This window comes from Dactylosporangium salmoneum (assembly GCF_039532525.1).
Classification (GTDB): domain Bacteria; phylum Actinomycetota; class Actinomycetes; order Mycobacteriales; family Micromonosporaceae; genus Dactylosporangium; species Dactylosporangium salmoneum.
The window spans coordinates 43,774-66,847 of record NZ_BAAARV010000007.1; the positions used below are offsets into that span (position 1 = coordinate 43,774).

The window sequence follows — 23,074 nt, forward strand, 5'->3', positions numbered from 1 at the left end:
CGTGACCAATGTCGATGGAAGGGTTAGCGCTCGGCCTGCTGGGCGCCATCCTCCGATCGGTCATTGTTCTCCGACAGGTGTCATCGAAAGACTTCCCTCCGCTACAAGCCATCACGGGGGAAGGCATGGCGATGAATGCTTCGCGTTGGTTCAAGCGCGACCGCGACGCGGGCACGGTCAACCGGCAGGTTTCCGCGCGCCGCCGCGGCCGCCGGGCGACGCGTTCGGTTGCCGTCCTAGCCCTCTTGGTGATGGCGCTGCTCGCCGCGATTCCCGAAGGTGTCGCCCACGACGGGCCGCAGGCCGGCTTCCCGCTGCACCTGCCGTCGTGGCTCGAGCCCGGCAAGCCGGCGAACTGGGGCCGTGAGGCGTTCGTCGGGCTGCCGCAGCAGAAGGGCGGCGGGCGGCCGGCCAAGCTCACCGCGGAGCAGCTCAACGAGCTCGGCCGGGCCGACCGCGGCGCGGGCCGCCCAGCCGGCAAGGGCATCGGCGCGACCCCGCCGTACGAGACCCCGGTCCACCACGCGGTGCAGGGCACCTCGCCGGCGATCTCCGGGCCCAACAGCTTCAACGCCGCCACGAGCAAGCTGCTGCCGGCCAAGGGCAGCGCCGACACCGAGGTCTTCCAGAACACCGACGGGTCGATCACGAAGCGGATGTACACCGATCCGGTCAACGTCCGCCAGGCCGACGGCACGTGGAAGCACATGGACGGCACGCTGATGGCCGCGGGCGACCGGCTGCAGCCGAAGGTCTCCGCCGCCGACGTGAGCATCGGCCGCACCGCCGACGACCCGCAGCTGGTGACGCTGCGCGGGATCGGCGGCGGCGCGTTCGCCTACGCGCTGCAGGGCGCGGCCAAGGTTCCCGGGACGGTCAAGGGCGACACGGTCACCTACACCGCCGTGCAGCCCGGGGTCGACCTGGAGCTGCGGGCCACCGGCTCCGGCGTCAAGGAGAATCTGATCGTCGCCTCGGCGTCGGCCGGCAACACGTGGACGTTCCCGCTCAGCCTCGACAAGCTCACCGTCCGCGCCGGTGACGCCGACTCGGTCGAGCTGGTCGGCGCCGACGGCAAGGTGGCGGCGACGATCCCGGCCGGGATCGTGCACGACTCGAAGTTCGACCAGCAGTCCGGCGGCTTCGAGCAGGCCACCGAGGCCCGCTACAGCGTCGTCACCGCCGGCGGGCACCCGGCGCTGCAGGTCACCGTCGACCAGGCCTGGCTGGATGACCCCGCCCGCGTCTACCCGGTCGTGGTGGACCCGACGGTGAGCCTGGGCAACAACGCCAACGTCGACACCACGGTGCGCAACGACCGCACGTCCGACCAAAACGGCGACACCGAGATGTCGATCGGCAACAACGGCGCCAGCCCCGCCGTCAAGGCGTACTCGTTCCTGCGCTTCGACAGCTTCTACAGCACCTTCACGAACGTGAACGTGACGGCGGCGTCGTTGTCGGTGTGGGACTCGTGGGCGTGGACGTGCACGCCGGAGTCGTTCGAGGTCAACCCGATCACGAGCAACTGGTGGCCCGGCAGCCTGTCCTACCCGGGGCCGAGCTTCGGCGGCGCCATCGGCAGCCTCACGCCGACCCAGGCCCAGACCAACGCGGCCTGCACCAACACCGGCGGCAACCGGGCCCTCGGCACGATGCTCACGGTCCCGCTGAGCCCCGCCACGTTCAACAACTGGGCGCACAACAGCGGGAACAACGGCCTGGCGCTCACGACGTCGCAGACCGACGCCAAGCACTGGAAGAAGTTCACGACGTCCAACTTCGGCAGCAACTACACGCCGTCGCTGTGGATCACCTACCAGATCGAGACCCCGGTCGTCACCAGCATGGTGCCGCCCTACGGCTACGCCTCGCCGACGCTCACGCCCGAGCTGCAGGTCGTCGCCTACGACCCGGACAACGCGCCGAACCCCTCGCTGTCGTACACCTTCGAGGTCCACGACAAGAACAACGCGCTGGTGTGGAAGTCGGCCTCGCAGGCCGCACCGACCATCCGGGTGCCCGCCGGGCTGTTGAAGTGGGGCGAGTCGTACAGCTGGATCGCCTACGCCTTCGACGGCTCGTTCAACCAGGGCGTCCAGGACTGGTACTCGTTCTCCACACCGGTACCACAACCGGACATCACCTCGACGCTGTCGCAGAACGGCGAACTCGGCTACGAGCCGAGCGTGCGCAACTACACCACCAGCGCCACCGACGCCAACGTGACCACGGTCGGCCCGGCGCTGACCGTGGAGCGCGACTACAACAGCCTCGACCCGCGGACCAACTCCGCGTTCGGCACCGGCTGGTCCAGCCTGTTCGACCTGTCCGTCACCGAGGTCATGTCCGGCGACGCGACGCCCGCGGTGAACACGGTCACGGTGCGGTACCCGACGGGCCAGGAGATCGCGTTCGGGCGCAACTCGGACGGGTCCTTCGCGCCGCCGCAGGGCCGGTACGCGACGTTCACGTCGCTGGGCGCCGGCGCCGGGTACAAGCTCGTCGACAAGGACGGCACGACGTACCTGTTCACGTCGCCGCTGGTGACGGGCAGCACGACCACGCCGTACACCTGGGGCATCACGTCGATCACGGACTCCTCCGACCGGACCGAGACCTACCACTACACCGGCAACCTCATCGACACCGTCACGTCGGCGTCGGGCCGCGCGCTGCACCTGACCTGGGGCGTGCCGGGCGGCGGCGGGACGACCACCTACACCGAGACCAGCGGCGCGGCGACCTTCGTCGACCAGACCGACGACCCCGCCGCGACGCTGCTGTCGCTGACCGGTGACGACGTGACGACCCAGGTGACGCTGCCGTTCTCGTTCCCGCTGTACGGCCAGAACTACACCGACGCGCGGATCTCCACCAACGGCACCATCGCGTTCGACGCGATGGCCGGGCTGTCCGACGGCGTGAACACCGACATCCCCAATACCGCCGCGCCGAACTCCGCGCTGTACCCGTTCTGGGACGACTTCCTGATCGACGCCTACTCGAAGGTGACGACCAAGGTCAGCGGCGCGGCGCCGAACCGGGTCTTCAGCGTCGAGTGGTACAACGCGTACCTGTTCGGCCGTTCGACCCGGGTGACCGTGAAGGCGGCGCTGGCCGAGAACGGCACCGTCACGTTCTCCTACAACGACATCGACGCCGCCAACAACGAGGACCGCGGCGCGAGTGCGGTGGTCGGCATCGAGAACGCGGCCGGCACCGTCGCCGCGAAGCACTCGTTCCACCAGCCGGTGCTGGCCAGCAACACGCAGATCACCTACACGCCGGTGGTCACCCCGCCGCCGGGGGTCACCGCCCGGGTCGCCACCGTCACTACCGACCCGGCCACGGCCGGCGACCCGTCGACCGCGCTGACCTGGTCGTACACGTACGACGCCAACGGTCAGCTGCAGAAGGTGTGCCCGCCGACCTCGTCGACCCAGTGCCAGACCTACACCTACGGCGCCGCGTCGCTGTACCAGTCCGCGGTGATGAACTTCGGCCCGAGAGCCTACTGGCGCCTCGGTGACGCGCCCGGCGCGACGTCCGCGAGCAGCGAGGTCATCGAGAACCAGGGCACCGACGCCGGCACCTACGGCGCCAACGTGGTCCGCACCGGCGCCGGCCCGCTGCCCGCCTCGGGGGCGAACGGGGCCTACTTCGACGGCTCCGGCGCCTCGTACCTCACCCTGCCGACCAAGGACCTGTCCTTCGGCGGCGGCTACCAGTCGGCCAGCCTGTGGTTCAAGGCCGCCACCGGCGACGTCGGCGTCCTGCTGGGCTTCTCCAAGGACACCATCTTCGGCGGCTCGACCTCCGGCGGGTACAACCCGGCGCTGTACGTCGGCACGAGCGGCTACCTGTACGGCGAGTTCTGGCAGGGCTCCGCCAACACGCCGATCAAGAGCCTCTTGCCGGTGGCCGACGGCAACTGGCACCACGTCGTGCTCTCCGGCGCGGGCGGGACGCAGACGCTGTACGTGGACAACGTGCTGCAGGGCACCCTGGCCGGCTCGATCAACATGCTGCAGTTCGGCACCAGCACCAACGCGACCATCGGCTCGGGCTACTGGGGCGGCTTCTGGCCGGACCAGCCGTCGTACAGCACCACCGACATGACCGGGCACCTCAAGTCGTTCAAGGGCTCGATCGCCGAGGTGGCGACGTTCGAGAGGCCGCTGACCACGGCCAACGTCGCCTCCCTGTACAAGGCCGGCACCATGACCGCCCGCCCGCTGACCGGCGTCATCCGCCCGACGGGCAACGCGACCGCGACGATCACGTACGAGCCGAAGGACTCGACGGTCAAGACGGTCACCGACGCCAACGGCGGCGTGTGGACGCTGGCCGCGCCGACCACCGCGGGCTCGAGCAAGGTCTACGAGGCGTCGGTGCTGGCCGGCTCGCCGGCGGACTACTACCGCTTCGCCGAGTCCGGCGGTCAGAGCCAGGCGGTCAACGAGGTCAACGGCAACCCGGCCACGTACAACAGCGTGACCCTGGGCCTGCCCAGTGGCCTGTTCGCCGACTCACAGGTGGCGCAGTTCGACGGCACCCAGTCGTACGTGCTGCTGCCGGACTCCGGCCCGGGCAGTGACGTGCCGACGAGCAACCAGTTCTCGGCCACGCTGTGGTTCAAGACGCAGAGCAGTTCCGGTGGCGTCCTGCTGGGCGCGTGGCAGAGCTCGCTGTCCACGAACCAGTGGTACACGCCGCACCTGTACGTCGGTACCGACGGCAAGCTGCGCGGCACGTTCTGGACGACCGGCAGCAGCACCATCTTCACGTCGGCGAACGCGGTCAACGACGGCAGCTGGCACTACGCGGCGATCGCCGGGTCGGCCAACAGCCAGAAGCTGTACCTCGATGGCGCGGAGATCGGCAGCGCCACGAACACCGCCACGAGCGACAACACCGACCACATCTCCGTTGGCGCCGGCGCCTGGAAGAACTGGCCGTCCGCGGGCACGACGAACCCGGGTTACTTCAACGGCTTCATCTCCGACGTCGCCTACTACCGCAACCAGATCTCCGCGGCCACCGTGGCGCACCAGTACGCGGCCTGGCAGAAGAGCAAGAACAGCGCGGTGCCGGCGAAGGTCGTCACGGTCCTGGACCCGAAGAGCAACCCGCTGACGTACACGTTCGACCTCAACACCGGCCGGAAGGTCGCCGACGTCGACGCGCTGGGCAACGAGACCCGTTACGGCTACAGCGACGACGGGTTCCTGCGCACCGTCACCGACCCGCTGGGCAACGTGACGACCAACGAGCACGACGTGCGCGGCAACACGGTGTCCACGGCGACGTGCCAGGTGCAGAAGAACAACGTGTGCAGCACGGTGTACTTCGAGTACTTCCCGGACGGCGGGGCGGCGAACAAGAACCCGGCGCCGGACCGGCGCAACGACATGCTGCTCACCCAGCGGGACGGGCGTTCCAGCGGGCCGGCCGACAACACGTACAAGACGTCGTTCACGTACGACAGCAACGGCAACCGGCTGACGTCGACCGATGCGCTGGGCCGCACGACGGCGACGGAGTACACGTCGAACACTCCGGCGTTCGACACCGGCAACGCGCCCAACGGGCTGCAGAAGACGGTGACGATGCCGTCGGGGGCCAAGCAGCAGGTCGTGTACTACCACAACGGCGACATCGCGCAGGTGACCGACCCGGCCGGGAAGATCACCAAGTACACGTACGACAGCCTGGGCCGGACCCTGACCCAGCTCGAGGTCTCCGAGACGTTCCCGTCCGGCATCGGTAGCACGTTCACCTATGACGGGCAGAACCGCGTCCTCACGCAGGCCGGCACGCCGGTCACCAACCGGGTCACCGGCGCGGTGCACACCACGCTGACCACCACGAGCTACGACCCGGACGGCCACGTGCTGTCCCAGGTGGTGTCGGACCCGACGGGCGGCGACGCCAGCCGCACGCAGTCCAGCACGTACAACGCCCACGGCCAGACCGAGACGGAGACGTCGGGCGGTAAGACGACGACGTACGGCTACGACCCCGTCACCGGCGACATCGTGCAGGAGACCGACGCCGACGGCGGGGTCACCTTGAACGAGTACGACGCCGAGCACCGGCTCACCGCGACGAAGATCAAGGACTACACCGGCGACCCGAACGCGCCCAGCGCGCCGACGACCCTGACGGTGGCGACGAAGTTCTACGACGCCAACGGCCGGCTGGTCCTCGAGACCGACACGCTGGGCTTCCAGACGATCCACAAGTACACCGACAACGGGCTCGAGGCGCAGGTCATCCGCAAGGACCCGACCAGCGGCGCCCAGTTCGTCCAGGCCGACAAGACGTACGATGCGGCCGGCAACGTGGTCAAGGAGGTCAGCGACAACGGCACGTCAACCACGACCTACACCCTGGACGCGGCCTCGCGGGTCGTCGGCACCACGCTGGACCCGGCCGGCATCAACCGCAAGACCACGCTCACCCTGTCGCCCGACGACCAGCCGCTGTCCAGCGTCGTCACCGACGGCAACACCAGCACCCAGCTCTCGCGCTCGGAGAACACGTACGACGAGATGGGCCGGTCGACCTCGCAGACCGTCTACAACACGCTGGGCACGGTGCCGGTCGCGCGGTGGAAGCTCGACGAGACCAGCGGCGCCACCGCCGCCGACTCGGTCGGCAACGCCCCCGCCACCGGCCAGTACGTGGCCTGGTCGACGGACCACCCCGCCACCTCGACCAGCGCCGGTTCGGGCGTGTTCAACGGCGTCAGCACGTACATGTCGACGAACACGGCGGTGCTCGACACGACCAACGGCTTCACCGTCTCGGCATGGGCGAAGGCGGCCGGCGGCACGGACTACAAGACCGTCGTCGCGCAGGAGGGCACCCAGCAGGGCGCGTTCTCGCTGCAGTACATCCCGGACAGCGGCGGCCGGTGGAGCTTCGCGATGCGCTCCACCGACGACGGCACCCCGACGACGGTCCGGGCGACCGCGACCACGGCCGTGGCCCTGAACACCTGGACGCACCTGCTCGGCGTGTACGACGCCGACGCCAAGACGATGACGTTGTACGTCAACGGCACCGCCACCGCCCCGGTGAGCTACCGGCAGCCGTGGAAGGCCAAGGGCCCGCTGACGATCGGCCGGGGCATCTCGGTCAGCTACGGCGGTTACTGGAACGGCTCGATCAGCGACGTCCAGTCGTATTCCCGGCCGCTGAGCGCCGCCGAGATCGCCACCGTCTACAACGGCACCGCCCCGGTCGCCGGCGCCACCGTGAACCGCACCGTGTCCAAACTGGACAAGGGCGGCCTCCAGGTGCGCTCCATCGACCCGCTGGGCAACGTGACCGACAACGGCTACGACGAGGCCGGCCGGCTCTCGGTGGTGACCGCCCCGGCGGTCCAGGCCGAGACCGGCGGTGGCGCGCCCGTCGCCACGCGGCCGGTGTCGAAGATCGGCTACGACACGTTCGGCCTGAAGACCCACGTCCAGGACCCGAACGGCAACATCACGCAGACGTCGTACGACTCGGCCGGGCGCGTGACGACGAGCACGGCGCCGTCGTACACGCCGCCGGGCTCGACGACGCCGATCGTGCCCGTGACGACCCGGGCGTACGACCAGACCGGCCAGCTGATCAAGGTCACGGATGCGCTGAACCATGACACGACGTACGCCTACGACCAGCTCGGCCGGGTGTCGAAGACGGTCGCGGCGGACACCGGTGTCACCAGGTTCACCTACGACCTCAACGGTGACCAGCTGTCGGTGATCGACCCGACCGGCGCGGTCACCACACACACCTACGACTACCTCTCCCGGAAGTCGACCACGTCGCAGGTGGTCCGGCAGGACTCGAACCACTACGACACCCTGTTCGAGTACGGCACGAACGGCAAACTGTCGAAGCAGACGTCGCCCACCGGGGTGACGCAGCAGTTCACCTACAACGCCGCCGGCGAGGTGGTGACGTCGAAGGACGGCGCGAACAACACCACCACGACGACGTACGACGCGGCCGGACGGCCCGTCAAGACGACCCTGGCGGACAACTCGTACACGAGCAACACCTACGACCCGGGCGGCCACCCGGTCCAGACCCAGAGGTTCGGCCCGTCCGGCGGCACGGCGCTGACCACCATCTCCCAGGCCTACGACCGGGCCGGGAACATCATGTCCCGTACCGACGCGCGCAGCCACACCACCACGTTCGCCTACGACGCGGCCGGGAAGCTCACCTCGGAGACGCAGCCGGTCGACGGGGTCGCGGCCAACAACATCGTGACGTCGTTCGGGTACGACGTGGCGGGCAACCGGACGCGGTTCACGGATGGGCGCGGCAATGCGTTCATCACGACGTACAACGTGTGGAACCTGCCCGAGTCGCAGATCGAGCCGTCGACGACGGCCTACCCGAACGCGGCCGACCGGACGTTCACGGTCGCGTACGACGTGCTTGCCCGTCCGGTCTCGCAGTCGATGCCCGGTGGGGTGACGACGAACAATACGTACAACTTCGTCGGCAAGCTGACGAAGCAGGCCGGTACCGGCGCGGAGGTGACCACCGCCGACCGGACGTTCGACTACGACCTGGCGGGCCGGCTCACCTCGACCACGGGTTCGGGCGGCAGTAACACGTTCACGTACGACGACCGCGGGCTGTTGCTGACCACCACGGGCGTCTCTGGTTCGGCGACGTTCGGGTACAAGCCGGACGGGCAGTTGGGCAGCAGGGCCGACGCCGCCGGGAACACCGCCTACACCTATGACTCGGCCGGCCGCCTGGACACCATCGCGAACACCACGACGTCGGTGCAGGCGAAGTGGACGTACGACAACCTGAACCAGCCCTCGACGGTCACCTACGGCGGCACGAGCAACGTCCGGTCCTTCGGCTACGACAGCCTGCACCGGATCACGACGGACGAGTTGAAGACGTCGGGTGGTACGTCGATCGCGAAGGTCACGTACGGGTGGGACAACAACGACAACGAGACGTCGAAGACGACGACGGGCTTCGGTGGCACGGTCAGCAACTCGTACACCTACGACTTCGCCGACCGGCTGATCTCGTGGAACAACGGCACGACGAACACGGCGTACACGTACGACAAGTCCGGCAACCGCACCGGCAACGGGTCGAAGACGTTCTCCTACGACCAGCGCAACCAGCTGCTGACCCAGTCCGGCGGGATCACGTACGCGTACACCAAGCGCGGCACGCTGTCCTCGACGACGAGCGCGTCGGCGGGCATGCTGCCGACCAAGGCCGACGCGTTCGGTCAGGTGACGCAGCAGTACTCGACGTCGACCGCGTCGCAGTCGTACACGTACGACGGCCTCGGGCGGCAGGTCAAGACCGGCCTGTCGTACACCGGCATGAACAACGACCTGGCGGCCGACACGACGGCGACGTACACCCGCGACACGATGAACCGGGTGGTCGGCGTGAAGGGCGCCTCGGCGCAGTACGCGTTCACCGATCGGCACGACGACGTCACCGGCCTGTTCACCGCGACCGGCACCGCACTGTCTGGCACCACGGTGTACGACCCGCTGGGTAAGGTTCTCGCCGCGACCGGGATGCAGGGCAGCCTCGGTTACCAGTCGGAGTGGACGGACCAGTCGACCAGCCGGGTCAACATGATGGCCCGCTGGTACAACACCGACACCGGCCAGTTCGACACCCGCGACACGACGAGCAGCAACCCGACCCCGAACTCGGCCGCCGCCAACCGCTACGCCTACGGCAACGACAACCCCCTGACCACCGAGGACCCGACCGGCCACTGGGGCCTCTCCTCCATCTGGCACGCGGCCACAACGGTGGTCAAGGCCGTGACCCCGCCGGTGATCTACAACGCGGTGTCCAGCTTCGCCCACGAGGCATACAACGAGTTCAGGTCGGTCGCCAGCTACGCCTGGAACACGCTGAAGTCGGTCGGCAACACGGTCCTCAACGCCGTGGTGAAGCTCGCGACGCCGCTCGTCAACGCCGGCAAGAAGTTCGTGTCCCATGTGGCCTCGGCGGCGAGACAGCGATACAACGCCACCCTCGCCGTGGCCAGACAGGCGGGCAAGGCCGCCGCTGCCGCGGCACAGAAGGTCGCCATCGTCCGTAAGATCGCCGACGCCACCCAGGCCGCGGTCAAGTTCGTCCAGGAACACAAGACCGCGATCATCGAGGGCCTGGCCATCGTCGGCGGCATCGCGGCCGGCCTGGCCTGCACCGCGGCGACCGCGGGCGCGGGCGCGGTCGCCTGCATGGTCGGCGCGGCGGCGATCATCAACCTGGCCAAGGACGCGGCCGAGGGCAACATCCACAGCTGGAAGGACGCCCTGGGCTCGGCCGGCACGGGCGCACTGCAGGGCCTGATGGGCGCCGCGGGCGGCGCCCTGGGCGGTGTGGTCGGCGGCAAGGTCGCGAGCTGGGCCGCCGGCAAGCTGGCCGGAATGGCCGTCAACACCTTCGGCAAGATCGCCGCCGGCGCCATCTCGGGCGCCCTGAGTGGCGCGGTGAGCGGTGCCATCGGCGACGTCGTCAGCCAGTTGGGCACAACCGGTCACGTCGACTGGGGCTCGGTCGGCATGAGCGCCCTGATCGGCGGCGTGACCGGCGCGGTGTCCGGCGGCCGAGCCGCCAAGAAGGGCGGCCAGGAGCGCGAGTCGGGCGGAGGCGGCTGCACTGTTCCCAGGCCGTCGGCAAGCCACAGTTTCGATCCAGGGACCCTGGTGGTGATGGCCGACGGCTCGGCCAAGGCGATCAAGGACGTTCGGGTCGGTGACCAGGTGGCCGCGACCGACCCGACGTCGGGCGTGACCCAGGCCGAGCCGGTCACGCACCTGTTCCTGAACCACGACACGGAGCTCACCGACCTCACGGTGCGGGTGAGCGTCGCGAACGACCGGTCCGCGGCGCCCCCGTCGAAGACACTGCTGCGCCAGGTGGGCGTGTCGGTCGCCGCGGCGGCGACGCTCGCGGCCGGTGCGACGACCTCGGTGCTGCACACCACTGCGCACCACCCGTTCTGGGACCGCACCACCAACACCTTCGTCGAGGCCGGCGAGCTGCAAGCCGGACACGAGCTCAGGACCGACGAGGGCGCCACCGTTGTGGTCACCGACGTCCACAACTTCACCGGCGCGAAGGACATGCACGACCTCACGGTCGCCGCCGTCCACACGTACTACGTGGTGACCGCCGTGACCCCGGTGCTGGTCCACAACTACGGCGCCGAGTGCGAAAACGCGCCGAACTTCGACGAAAATCTCTATCGCGGTGTCCCCGACAATCACGACCACTACGAGGCGGCGGGCGAAGGCCGAGCGGTTCCTCTGGGCGGGCACTCCGACCCGGCACGACACGCCGCCAATGACACGCAGAGCGAGATGACATCGTGGACTCACGACATTGACGAGGCTCGGTCAGCGGCCGCCCAGGGGCACGGCGACGGCGTCATCCTGAGAACGCCTCACGAGGACGTCCCTTACGGCCGGGATATCCTGATCCACGGAACCGACAACGAGATGTACGAAGAGTGGGAACACCAGATCTACGGTGAATTCAAGGCTCCCCACCTCAGCCGCGACGGCGGCGAAACCTGGGAGTCGACGGCGAGTGAGGAAGATTAGCGCATAGTGGTCGCGTGATGGAGCGGCAGAAACTCATCCGACTGATGGCCGGCGACGATGACATGCGCGTCGCCGTCCGTGAGGCGCTGGCCGCCGGTGCCGGCTTCCAGGTGTGGGACGACAGCCGGGTCCCCGTCCCGGCGGCCATGTCGATCCTCCGCAGGCGGCAGGCCAGCGCCGAGCGGCGCGGCACGTCGCTGCTGAACTTCGCCGAGGCCATCGACGCTCTGACGCGGTATACCGGTGACACCGTCATGGTCGGCCGCGTCGGCGACCGGGAACACAATGCGGTGCTGTTCCAGCTCTACCTCAACCCCGAGACGGAAGCGGTTATCTGCTGCCTCGGCGTGCGCCCGTCCAGCTGAGCGCCGGCCGACCGGCCCGGCCGGCGGGAAGACGCCGCGGACCGGTAGCCGGCCCGCGGCGCCACGAGCAGGACTCAGCCCAGGCGGAACTTCTGGGCCGTGGTGGTGTTGCAGTCCCAGATCTGTAGCAGGTCGCCGTTGTGCTGGTTGTTGTTCGGGTCGTCCAGGCAGCGGCCCGACTGTGGGTTGTAGAGGGTCCCGTCGGAGCGGGTCTGCCAGGTCTGGGCGCCCGTTCCGTCGCAGTCCCACAGCTGCACCGGGGTGCCGTTGGCGGACCCGGCGTTGGCCACGTCCAGGCACTTGCCCAGCGTGCGGATGGTCTGGTCGCCCGGGGCGGACCACCGCTGCGCGTCGGTCCCGTTGCACCCCCAGAGCTGCACGGCCGTCCCGGACGCCGGGGACCCGTTGGCCACGTCGGCGCACAGCCCGCCCGGCCCGGTGAGCTGGCCCGGCGGCAGCTTCCAGGTTTGGGCGCCGGTCCCGTTGCAGGCGTACATCTGCAGCTGCACGGCCCCGGGCGTGGTGTTGGAGTTGGGCACGTCCAGGCACTGCCCACCGGAGACCAGCGCCCCGTTCGACTGGTGCGTCCACTGCTGCGTAGCGGCACCGGAACAGGTGCTGATCGTGACGCCCGCGCCCGCGGTCAGGCACTTGCCCAGCACGCGGACCGTGTTGTCGGAACCGTAGGCGAAGGTCTGCGCCGTCGAGTGGTTGCAGCCGTACACCTGCAGCGCCGTGCCGTCAGCGGAAGCGCCGCCTCGGACGTCCAGGCACAGGCCGCCGATGCCGAGGACCTCGCCGCCTGCCGGGTTCCCGGCACCGGAGCCGGTGAGGGACACCGTGTGGGCGGAGGACAGGGACAGCGACGAAGTGGTCACCGTGACCGTGTGGCTGTTGCCGTTGTACGACCACGCCGTCTCCGGCAGCTGCACCCCGTCGACGGTGACGGCGGTCGGGGCCGAGGCGTTGGACAGCCGCAGGGTGTAGGCGCGCGTGGTCGGAGCCCCGGTGAAGGAGCCCGTCTGCGCGCCGATGGAGAGGGTCCGCGAGGAATCAGTCCAGGTCAGTGGGGCGTTGGTGGAGGCGGTGGACGTACCCTCGCCGGCGTCCGAGTAGAGCGAGAAGGAGCCGTCGGCGCCGGCGGTCACGTTGACCGTGAGCTGGGTCAGGGGGCGCTGGGCGGCGTAGTCCACGTAGTCGGTGCGGGTGGGCATGATGCCGCCGGCCTTGATGAGGACCGGCATCTGCGACAGCGGGTCGGAGATCGTGGCGGTCGACGGGCCCGTGTACGCCTGGCCGGTGAAGTAGTCGGTCCAGGTGCCCGGCGGGATCCAGACGGAGCGGGAGCCGCTCGAGGAGACGATCGGGGCGACGAGGACGTTGTCGCCGTACAGGTACTCGGTCGGGTTCGTGTAGGCCTCGTTGTTGGCGGGGTAGTTGAGGTACAGCGGCCGCACGATCGGCACGCCCGTCGAACGAGCCTGGGCGGCCAACGTGTACGTGTACGGGACCAGGGCCTCGCGCAGGCGCAGGAACGCGTCGGCGGCCGAGGCGGCGGCGCCGGTGTAGTTCCACGGCAGGCGGTCGCCGTGGTCGGAGTGCAGGCGGTCGATCGGCTGGAAGGTGCCGAGCTGGACCCAGCGCACGTACATGTCGTCGGCGAGGTGGCCGCCGTGGAAGCTGCCGATGTCGTGGCTCACGTTGGACAGGCCGGCGGCGGCCTCGTCGCCGGCGAAGCGGGCCTCGAAGGCGAGCATGTCCCACGTCGCCGGGGTGTCGCCGGTGAACTGCATGGTGTCGCGGCGCTCCGGCCACGGGCCGATGGCGAAGTTGGAGTCGTCGTTGCCCATCTCCGAGCCGCCGATGCGGCCGAAGGAGAACGGGCGCAGGCCCCTTGCGGCGGCCGAGTCGGCGTAGGCCTGGTTGATGAGCGTGTCGGGGGAGACGTGCGGGTCCGAGGCCGTCGAGGCGCCGCAGCCGGTGCAGTAGTCCAGCCACCAGGTGCGCACGCCCTGCTGCTCGAACGGCTTGTGCAGGTTCATGTACGCGGTCATGTGGTTCGGGTTGGACCAGTCGAAGGCGTAGTTGCCGCCGTCGGGGATGAGGCCGCCGGCCTGGCTGTTGGCGGTGGCGAAGCGCGGGTCGTTGCCGGCGATGCTGGTGTGGATGTTCAGCGAGACGTTCAGGCCCTGTTGTTTGGTCCAGTTCATGAACGACGTCGGATCAGGGAAGAGCCCTGTGTTCCAGTTCCAGCCGTTCCATTGACTGGGTGACTTCCAGTCGGTGTCGATGACCAGCCAGTCGATCGGGGTGAACGTGCTGCGGAATGTGGGGATCAGCGTGTTCTGGTAGTCGGCGGCGCTGTAGGCGAAGTAGCGGGAGTACCAGACGCCGTAGGCCGACTGCGGCAGCAGCGCCGTGTTGCCGGTCAGGGCGTTCAGGTCGCCCAGGCCCTGCTTGTAGTTCTGGCCGTAGCCGAAGAAATAGCCGTCCTGGTACGGCTGGCTGCCATGCGATGGGCGGTCGGTGACCACGTGGGAGGCGGAGAGCAGCGCGGTGCGGCTGTCGTCGAGGAGGTACCACCCGGACCGGGTCAGGATGCCCGGGTGCTCCGGCACCGGCAGGACGGCCGGGTTGTCCAGCGAGCGCGACCAGCCGCCGAGCGTGTCGGCCGGCCCGGCGCCGTAGCCGGTGCTGACCAGCGCGGTCGACGCGGCCGGATAGGTGGTCGTCGACGTCGGGGTCAGCGCGATGCTGTCGATGTTGACCTGGCCGGTGTCGGAGGCGTTCTGCAACAGCGAGATGGTGCTGGTGCCGGCGGGGACGCTCACCGTGACCGAGGTCGTCGCCCACGTGTTCCAGTTCGCCGTCTGCGGCAGGCTCAGCGCCGGCCCGGCGGTCGAGTTGACCCTTGTGGACAGTGTTCCGGTGGCGCCCTTGGCGTTGGAGTAGCGCACCTGCAGCTTGTAGCTGCCGGCCGACGGGACGCCGCTCACGTCGATGGCGAGGCCGGAGCCGGTCTTCTCGTAGCCGGCCACGAACGCCGAGCCGGTGTAGCCGGTGTGGTCGTAGGCGGGCGCGGCGAAGCCGGTCAGCAGCGCGTTCTCGGCCTCGCAGGCGGTGCCGAAGGCGCAGTACGACGGGAAGGCCGGCGCGGCGGTGACGCCGGTCGACAGGGCGACGGAGACGTTGGCCGCGGTGAACGGGCCGCTGCCCTGCTTGTAGCGCAGGGTCAGGGCGCTCGTGCGGATCTCGCGGTAGCCGTCGGCGGTGACGGCGGTCGTGTACGAGGGCACCGGGAAGTTGCGGTTGACCGCGTTGAACGTGGTCGCGTCCTGGAAGGCCCCGTCGCCCGCGTACTCCATGCGGATCAGCGTCGGCGTGAGGACCTCGAAGCGGGCGCTGCCGTCGATGACGGCATCGGTGGCGGCCCTGGCGGGAGCCGCGAGCGCGACCACGGTGCCGGCGACGAGCGCGGCCGCGGACGCGAAGGGGAGCATACGGCGGAACACGCTCCCATCCAATGCCTTCGATGCTAATTCAGTCAAGGGTTGACAGAACCGGAACGCACTGGCAACTTTTAACAAAACTTCTCATTGAACTCGATCCATGCGATCGGGAGGTTCGCCGTGCGCTCCAAACCCCTCAAGTGCGCCCTGGCCGCCGTGGTGGCGCTCGCCGCCGCCCAGCTGTCCCAGGTGCCCCCCGCGGCCGCCGCCGTGGCCGACCCAGCCGCCACCGTCAACACGCTCATCGGATCCGCCAACTCCGGTGAGACCTTCCCCGGCGCCGACACGCCGTTCGGCATGGTCCAGTGGAGCCCGGAGAACACCCGGGGCGACCAGACCCGCACGCCGCAGCCGGGCGGCTACGACTACAACGTCACCAAGGTCCGCGGCTTCAGCCTGACCCACATGTCGGGCACCGGCTGCGCGGGCGGTTCCGGTGACGTGCCGTTCCTGCCGTACGCCGGAAACGTCACCTCGTCGCCGTCGTCGGACAGCAGCGATGCCACCTACGCCAGCACGTTCTCGCACAGCAACGAGACCGGCACCGCCGGGTACTACCGGGTCGGCCTCGACTCGGGCGTCAACGTCGAGCTGTCGGCGACCACCCGCACCGGCGCCGGCCGGTTCACCTACCCGACCGGCAAGACGGCCTCGCTGCTGGTCCGCACGTCCAACTCCGAGGTCGGTAGCAGCGCCGCCCAGACCACCGTGGACACCGCCAACCGGGCCATCTCCGGCTCCGTCACCAGCGGCAACTTCTGCGGCTACATCAACACCGAGGACCGGCGCAGCTACTACACGCTGTACTTCTACGCCGCCTTCGACAAGCCCTTCGCCTCCACCGGCACCTGGCAGGACGGCGCGCTCACCGCGGGCTCGACCAGCTCCAGCGGCGGCACGACCTACGGCACCGCGGGCTGGCCGCCGGCCGGAAAGGGCTCCGGGGCGTACGTCTCGTTCGACACCAGCTCCGGCCAGGCGGTCGGCGTGCGGGTCGGCATTTCCTACGTCAGCGCGGCCAACGCCAAGGCCAACCTCGACGCCGAGAACCCGGCCGGCACCACCTTCGACACCGTCCGCCAGCGCGCCCACGACGCCTGGAACACCGAGCTCGGCCGGGTCGCCATCACCGGCGGCACGACCGCGCAGCAGCAGACCTTCTACACCGCGCTGTACCACTCGCTGCTGCACCCGAACGTCTTCAGCGACGTCAACGGCCAGTACAAGGGCATGGACCAGGCGACCCACACGGTTTCCGGCGCCCAGCACGCCCAGTACGCCAACTTCTCCGGCTGGGACGTGTACCGCGACCAGGTCCAGCTCGTCACCCTGCTGCGCCCCGACATCGGCGCCGACATCGCCCAGTCGCTGCTCAACCAGGCCGCGCAGAACGGCGGCGTGTGGGACCGCTGGACGCACAACCAGGGCGGCACGCACGTGATGACCGGCGACCCCGGCCACGCCGCGGTGGCGAGCATCTACGCCTTCGGCGGCACCACCTTCGACGCCTCCGGCGCGCTTACCTCGATGGTCCATGCGGCGACCACGGTCACCGCGGCCGACCTGAGCCGCACCGGCTGGAACGTCATGGTCGTCGGCGAGCGCCCGTCATTGGACAAGTATTTGCAGATCGGCTACGTCCCGTCGGACGGCAACGCCTGGGGCGGCGCGGGGGAGACCCTCGAGGACGTCTCCGCCGACTTCGGCATCTCCCAGCTGGCCGCCCGCCTGGGCGACAGCACGACCGCGAACCAGTTCCTGGCCCGGGCCCAGAACTGGCGCAACGTGTTCAACCCCGGCACCGGCTACATCCAGCAGCGCAACGCCGCCGGCGCCTGGCAGTCGTTCGACCCGGCCAGCTCCGACGGGTTCGCCGAGGGCAGCGCGGCGCAGTACACCTGGATGGTCCCCTTCAACGTGAACGGCCTGTTCGCCAAGATGGGCGGCCAGGCCACGGCGGCGTCGCGCCTGGACTCCTTCTTCCACAACACCGACGGCAGCTGGGCGCTGTCCAAGGCCGGCGGCACGCACTCGGACCTGGCCAACGAGCCGTCCATCGGCACGCCCTGGCTCTACGACTTCGCCGGGCAGCCGTACAAGACGCAGCAGACGGTCCGGCAGGTCGTCAACACGCTGTGGTCCAACGCCCCCGGTGGCATCCCCGGCCAGGACGACCTGGGCGCGATGTCGGCCTGGTACGTCTTCGCCGCCATGGGCGTCTACCCACTCAGCCCCGGCCGCGGCGAGCTGCTGCTGGCCAGCCCCCTGTTCACCCAGGTGGTCGTGCACCGCGGCAACGGCGCCACCATCACCGTGAACGCCACGGGCGCGGGCACGAATGCGCCGTACATCCAGAGCATGAACCTCAACGGCGCTGCTTCGACGCGTCCGTGGCTGCCCGAGTCGCTGCTGAGCGCGGGCGGCACGGTCGACCTGACCCTGGGTACCACGGCGAACACGTCGTGGGGGAGCGCCGCGGCCGACGCCCCGCCGTCCTTCGACACCGCCGCCACGTCCACCAACCTGGCCCTGAACCAGCCGGCCACCGCCGACTCGTCCTGCAACGCCAACGAGGGCCCGGCCAAGGCCGTCAACGGCAGCGTGAGCGGCGGCACGAGTGACAAGTGGTGCTCCACCGGCGCGAGCAGGTGGTGGCGGGTGGACCTGGGCGCCACCAAGACGGTCCGCACCATCACGATCCGTCACGCCGGAGCCGGCGGAGAGTCGGCGGCCTGGAACACCCGCGACTACGACGTGCAGGCGTCGACGGACGGCACCACCTGGACGACCGTCGTCCAGGCCCGGGCCAACACGGCCAGCGTCACCACCCACGCGGTGAACGTCTCGGCCCGCTACCTGCGCCTGAACGTGGTCACCGCGGAGCAGAGCGGCACGGGAGGCGCCGCCCGCATCTACGAGTTCGAGGCCTACAGCTAGTGCGCTGACCGATGACCCGCCGAGGCGCAGCCCCGCGCCTCGGCGGGCACTATTGGGTTGCCGGCTGCTCGGCCGCGTCCGGTGGACGGCGTCCGCGGCCGAGGACCACGGCGGCGGGAATGGACACGACCAGGCCGAGGGCGAGGACTCCGGCGAGCGCGCCGAGGATCGCCGGGTCGTTGTGGAAGGCGAGACCGACGGCGGTGAGCGCGGGGCCGACGTTGCGGGTGGCCGCGACGCCGCCCATGGTGGTGCGGCGGGGCATGGAGCCCGTGGCCAGGAGGGTCCCGGCGACGCCGGCTGCGGCGGTGAGGACGATCCCGGCGAGGAGGGTGCGGGAGCCGAGCAGGGCGGCGATCTGCTGCCAGTTCCCGGCAAACATGCCGGCGAGGACGGCGAGGAAGGTGCCGTTGGACAGGGCGGCGGTGCGCGGCTGCCAGCGGTCGGCGAGTTCGGGCCGGACGTGGCGAATCAGCAGACCGATGGCGAAGGGGACGAGCTGGAGCAGGGCCACGGTGCGGATGAGCGCGCCCACGTCGAGCGTGAAGCCTTCCGCGATGCCGGCGGTGCGGATGACGAGGTTGGCGACGGGTGCGAAGGTGACGCTGCCGACGGCGGCGAGCAGGACCTGCATGGCGGCGCCGGTGGTGGTGTCGCCGTGCTGCATCATGGCGAGCTTGGCGCCGAACGGCCCGCCCGGTGACGCCGCGACGAGTACCAGCGCGATGAACGCCGCGGCGGCGAGGTGGAACAGGATGCCGAGCCCCCACGCGACCAGCGGGACGAGCACGATGTTGACCAGCAGCGCGAGCAGCAGCAGCGGCACATCGGTGGCGACGGCCGGCAGCGCGGCCGCGGTGGAGCCGAGGCCGGCGCCGAACATGGTGCTGGTGATGAAGACGATCGTGACCACGTTGACCAGCAGGAGCACGACGTCCATGGCTAGCCGGGCAGGTCGGCGAGCCAGCGCAGCGCGCGCAGTCCGGGCATGAAGCCGTACTCGCCGCCACGGGTGACGACGAACTGCGGCAGGCCGTGCAGGCGCCGGCGGACCGGTCGTCGCGGGATGGTGTAGGCGTCGTGCTCGGGCCGGTGCCGGCCGGCGATCGGGTCGCGGGCGCCGTCGGCACCGAAGAACACGCCGTCGTTGATCCACTCGGACTGGACGAACTCGAACTGCCGGCCCAGATGCGCGCCGACGAAGGCGAACATGATGCCGCGATCGACGCCGTCGTCGTCGAGGACGCCGTCGGGCAGCGGCGGGCCGTAGACGGTGCCGCGCCGGATCATCCGGTGCAACCGGGGTTCGCCGGCGACGTCGGCGTCGCGGGGGTTCGCGCGCCGGATGTGGCTGCCGCCGGGCGTCACGTATCCGGTGGGGTCCTCGGCGTAGCCGAAGGCGTTGCGCCGGTGCGGGTCGCCGCCGAGCACCGGGTCGTCGCGGTGCGGGCTGAGCGCGAGTGGGGCGCCGCTGCGCCAGCGACCCATGAACTTGGCGGCCAGCAGGGCCTCCTCGTCGGGCGTGGCGGCGTGTTCGGTGAGGTACCGGCGGAAGGCCGCGACACGCTGATGGAGCTTGCGGAACGCGACGTAGCTGCCGTTGCGGCCGAGGACCTCCGGCTGGACGTGCTGGGTGCCGCCGAGCTCGTCGGGGTAGCCGACGACGAACTCGCCCGGTCGCAGGGGTGCTTCGAGGGGGTTGGAGCCGGGGATGCCGCTGCCCTCGACGGCCGGGTGGCTGATCCCGTCGCGGTAGCCGAACGGTTCGGTCTCGTCGGCCGTGGCGTGGCAGTCCTGCCGCCAGATCGCGGTCACGCCGGGCAGCGCCGCGTAGGCCGGGCGGGCGCGTTCGATCGCGGCGTCGAGCCGGTCGCTGTCCGGCGCGACCACGGTCAGCGCCACGTGGACGTCCGGCGAGCCTAGCGGCGGTTCCCAGTGTTCGGGGGCGCTGTCGCCGGTGTCGCCGAGCGCTGCGGCGCGGGCCGCCATGCCCTGGCGGAACTCCCACGCGAACGTGTCGAGCGACTGCTGCGGCACGCCGAGCGCGCGCAGTCCGTGGTGGGTGACCGCGACGCTGACCGACGTGTCGCCCAAGGGGTGTGTCTCGTCCGCGGCCGGCGTCACGACCTCGGCGGCGCGGCGCATGAACTGGCGGCCGTCGGCGGGGTCGTCGATGCGCAACAGCAGGTACGTGGCCGCGTACGGGGTGGGCCGGGGGCTGAGCACTCCTCGCTGGATGTCGTGCAGGTCCAGCCGCGTGGTGGCCCGCGTCATGTGCGGCGCTGCGGGTCGGCGACCAGGTTGTGCCAGAACCGGCGCAGGCTGTCGTCGGCGCCGAACAGCGTGCTGAAGATCGTCGAGTCGGCGACCAGGATGTCCGCGGCCCGCTGCGCGTCGGGCGGCATCCACAGCAGCGCGTTGAACTCGCTGTTACCCGCCTCGACGAACGGGTGCGGCCGTGAGGTGTCGATGGGTTGCCGGGCCAGCACCCGCACGGTGCCGGGTTCGTCGGTCGTCACGGCGTAGTGCGGCAGGTGCTGGTGGAAGTTGAGGCCGGTGACGCCGTCCAGCCAGCCCCGCTCATCGAGGTCGGCGTCGATCGACAGCGGGGCGATGCCGCCGTCGCCGCGGACCGCGGGCCGCAGTCCCCAGCGGTTCTCCACCGGCACGCCGAGCCCGGCCATGACGGAGCGGGTGTACCGGCCGAACCGCTGCTGGCGGGGCACCAGCGGGTCGCCGTGGTGGTGGTGCTCGGCGTCGCGCTGCCGCAGATCGTCCGTCGCGCCGACGTCGTGGTGCGGGCCGAGCACCAGCCGGGCCTCCGGCCGGGTCAGGAACTGCCGCAACGCTTCGATCTCGGCGTCGGTGGCCTCCTGGCCGGTCACCATGTGGTCGAGGCCGAACAGCAGCAGCACGTCGGTGTCGGCCAGCACGCGCTCGTCCAGCGGCGTGACGGAGCCGGCCTGGTCGATGCGCTGATACACCGCGACCGGGTGGCCGGTCACTTCCAGCGTGAACTGCTGGAACGGCTCCCAGGCCAGGAAGAACAGCTCCAGCGAGCCGGCGATGCCCTGCAGGTACCGGCCCGGGTCTGACCACTGCGGGTCCTCGTAGGCCGGCCACGCCGCCCGGCGTACCTCGGTCATCGTCGAGTACCGGTTGTCCAGCCCGGCCGGGTCGCGACCGGCCTCGGCCGGATAGCTCCAGGCGACGTAGATGCTCACCCGCCGGCGTCCCGGTGTGGCCGGTCGGCGCTGGTGGCGCTGGTTGTACGTGCGGGCGGTGCTCCGCTGTTCCATCGACGGTCCCGGGCCCTACTGCAGTTGGTCGAGCATGGTGGAAAGGGCGTCCTTGACCTGCAGGGCCCGTTTGATCTCGTCGGCCGTCACGTACGGGTACTCGCCGTACTCCATGAAGCTCGGGCACTGGTGGTCCCGCACGAACCTGACGAAGGCATCCGGATTCGTGCGCCAGTCCTCCGGGAAGCCCTCGAGATTCTCGAACACCGTGGCCACGCCGGCCTTGATGAACAACGCGACGGCGTCCTCGGTGTACTTGTCGAAGTCGGTGTCGAAGATGCCCTGGTACATGAACCGGGTGTCGTTGTCGAACAGCACCCACCGCAGGTAGTGCAGCTTCAGCGGCGCGAGCAGATGCGGGTCTACCTCGAGCGCCTTGGCCAGCGTCTGCCCATAGCCGCGCACCGCATCGGCGCGCCCGGGCTTGACCGTCGCGATGACCGTGAACCCGTAACACGCCGGCGTGCGCGGATATATCGGGCCGTGCTTGCCCTGCGGCAGCCGGCTGGTGTCCGCCGGTAGGACTACGGCCTCGGGCGTGATCTGCATCCGGCACTCCTACAACGACCAGCCACGACGGCAGCTTCGATACCGGTCCACCATGCAGACGATGAGCGTGCCGAGTCCTCACCCGCCGCGGATGACGTCAACGCTTTCCTAGCGGGAGCCGCCGGCGGCCGGGGTCGTCGTGCAGGCCCATGACTCCTGGGCCGAGGGGGTGTACGGGGAGACGCCCGCCGCGTTCACCGCCCGGACCTTGAAGCACATGTACGTGCCGGGGCTCAGGCCGTCCCAGGTGTACGCGGTCGCGTTGGCCCCGGCGTTGCGCGACGCGCTGCCGTTGATGACCGTGAACCCGGTCTCGTTGTCGGAGTTGTCCGTCCACTGCAGGCGGATTGCGGTCGGGCTCACGGCCTCGGCGGTCAGGTTGGACGGGGCGGCCGGGCCCGTGCCCTTCTGGCTGGTGGCGCAGACCCAGGACTCCTGGGCGGCCGGGAAGTACGGCGACGGGCCGGCCGCGTTGAAGGCGCGGACCTTGAAGCACATGTACTGCTCCGGGGCCAGGCCGGTCCAGGTGTACGTGGTCGCGTTGGCGGCGACGTCGCGCGACGTGACGCCGTTGATGACCGTGAAGCCGGTCTCGTTGTCGGAGTTGTCGGTCCACTCCAGGCGGATGGCGGCGGCGCTGGCCGGGATCGCCTTCAGCGCGGCCGGGGGCGCCGGGACGCCGGCGGCGGGACGCGGCGAGCCCGACGCGGGCGGTGCCGCGGCGGCCGGGGTGGTCGAGGTGGTGGTGGGGGACGCCGGGACGCCATTGAGGCCGGCCTCCCCGGCGGCCC

At 70.0% G+C, this 23,074-nt stretch carries 9 protein-coding genes; 3 read left to right on the top strand and 6 right to left on the bottom strand.

Features of this window, described 5'->3' with window-relative positions; genetic code table 11:
* The first annotated feature begins 131 nt into the window (after positions 1–131).
* Complete coding sequence (locus ABD352_RS05755) at positions 132–11,624, top strand: LamG-like jellyroll fold domain-containing protein (protein ID WP_344611154.1); 11,493 nt, start codon at positions 132–134, stop codon at positions 11,622–11,624.
* 14 nt (positions 11,625–11,638) lie between these two features.
* Positions 11,639–11,989, top strand: a complete 351-nt coding sequence (locus ABD352_RS05760) for a hypothetical protein (RefSeq protein WP_344611155.1) — start codon at positions 11,639–11,641, stop codon at positions 11,987–11,989.
* A 74-nt stretch (positions 11,990–12,063) separates the two neighbouring features.
* On the opposite strand, the gene ABD352_RS05765 is transcribed toward ABD352_RS05760, so the two are convergent.
* Positions 12,064–15,501, bottom strand: coding sequence for a ricin-type beta-trefoil lectin domain protein (locus tag ABD352_RS05765; protein WP_344611156.1), 3,438 nt, complete (start codon positions 15,499–15,501; stop codon positions 12,064–12,066).
* A gap of 117 nt (positions 15,502–15,618) precedes the next feature.
* On the opposite strand from ABD352_RS05765, the gene ABD352_RS05770 reads away from it, so the two are divergent.
* On the top strand, positions 15,619–18,435 hold the full coding sequence (locus tag ABD352_RS05770; protein ID WP_344611157.1) for a GH92 family glycosyl hydrolase: 2,817 nt from the start codon (positions 15,619–15,621) through the stop codon (positions 18,433–18,435).
* A 49-nt stretch (positions 18,436–18,484) separates the two neighbouring features.
* Here the strand turns inward: ABD352_RS05770 and ABD352_RS05775 are convergent, their stop codons facing one another.
* The 5 genes from ABD352_RS05775 to ABD352_RS05795 all read right to left on the bottom strand — a co-directional run.
* The gene (locus ABD352_RS05775; protein WP_344611158.1) at positions 18,485–19,375 is read right to left on the bottom strand and encodes a bile acid:sodium symporter family protein; all 891 of its coding nucleotides are present in this window, start codon (positions 19,373–19,375) and stop codon (positions 18,485–18,487) included.
* Positions 19,376–19,377: 2 nt separating this feature from the next.
* Complete coding sequence (locus ABD352_RS05780; protein ID WP_344611159.1) at positions 19,378–20,709, bottom strand: Dyp-type peroxidase; 1,332 nt, start codon at positions 20,707–20,709, stop codon at positions 19,378–19,380.
* A complete protein-coding gene (locus tag ABD352_RS05785; protein ID WP_344611160.1) occupies positions 20,706–21,734 on the bottom strand; it encodes a hypothetical protein in 1,029 nt (342 codons plus the stop codon). The genes ABD352_RS05780 and ABD352_RS05785 overlap by 4 nt, the downstream gene beginning before the upstream one ends.
* 15 nt (positions 21,735–21,749) lie before the next feature.
* Positions 21,750–22,283 carry a hypothetical protein gene (locus tag ABD352_RS05790; protein ID WP_344611161.1) on the bottom strand — a complete coding sequence of 178 codons (534 nt, stop codon included), beginning with the start codon at positions 22,281–22,283 and terminating at the stop codon, positions 21,750–21,752.
* A gap of 108 nt (positions 22,284–22,391) precedes the next feature.
* The coding region (locus ABD352_RS05795; RefSeq protein WP_344611162.1) for a fibronectin type III domain-containing protein at positions 22,392–23,074 on the bottom strand (683 nt) is incomplete at its 5' end.

Excerpts from the sequence above, each read along its gene's own strand:
- ABD352_RS05755 (WP_344611154.1), top strand. The coding sequence starts at position 132 with ATGAATGCTTCGCGTTGGTTCAAGCGCGACCGCGACGCGGGCACGGTC.
- ABD352_RS05775 (WP_344611158.1), bottom strand. The coding sequence starts at position 19,375 with ATGGACGTCGTGCTCCTGCTGGTCAACGTGGTCACGATCGTCTTCATC.
- ABD352_RS05780 (WP_344611159.1), bottom strand. The coding sequence starts at position 20,709 with ATGACGCGGGCCACCACGCGGCTGGACCTGCACGACATCCAGCGAGGA.
- ABD352_RS05785 (WP_344611160.1), bottom strand. The coding sequence starts at position 21,734 with ATGGAACAGCGGAGCACCGCCCGCACGTACAACCAGCGCCACCAGCGC.
- ABD352_RS05790 (WP_344611161.1), bottom strand. The coding sequence starts at position 22,283 with ATGCAGATCACGCCCGAGGCCGTAGTCCTACCGGCGGACACCAGCCGG.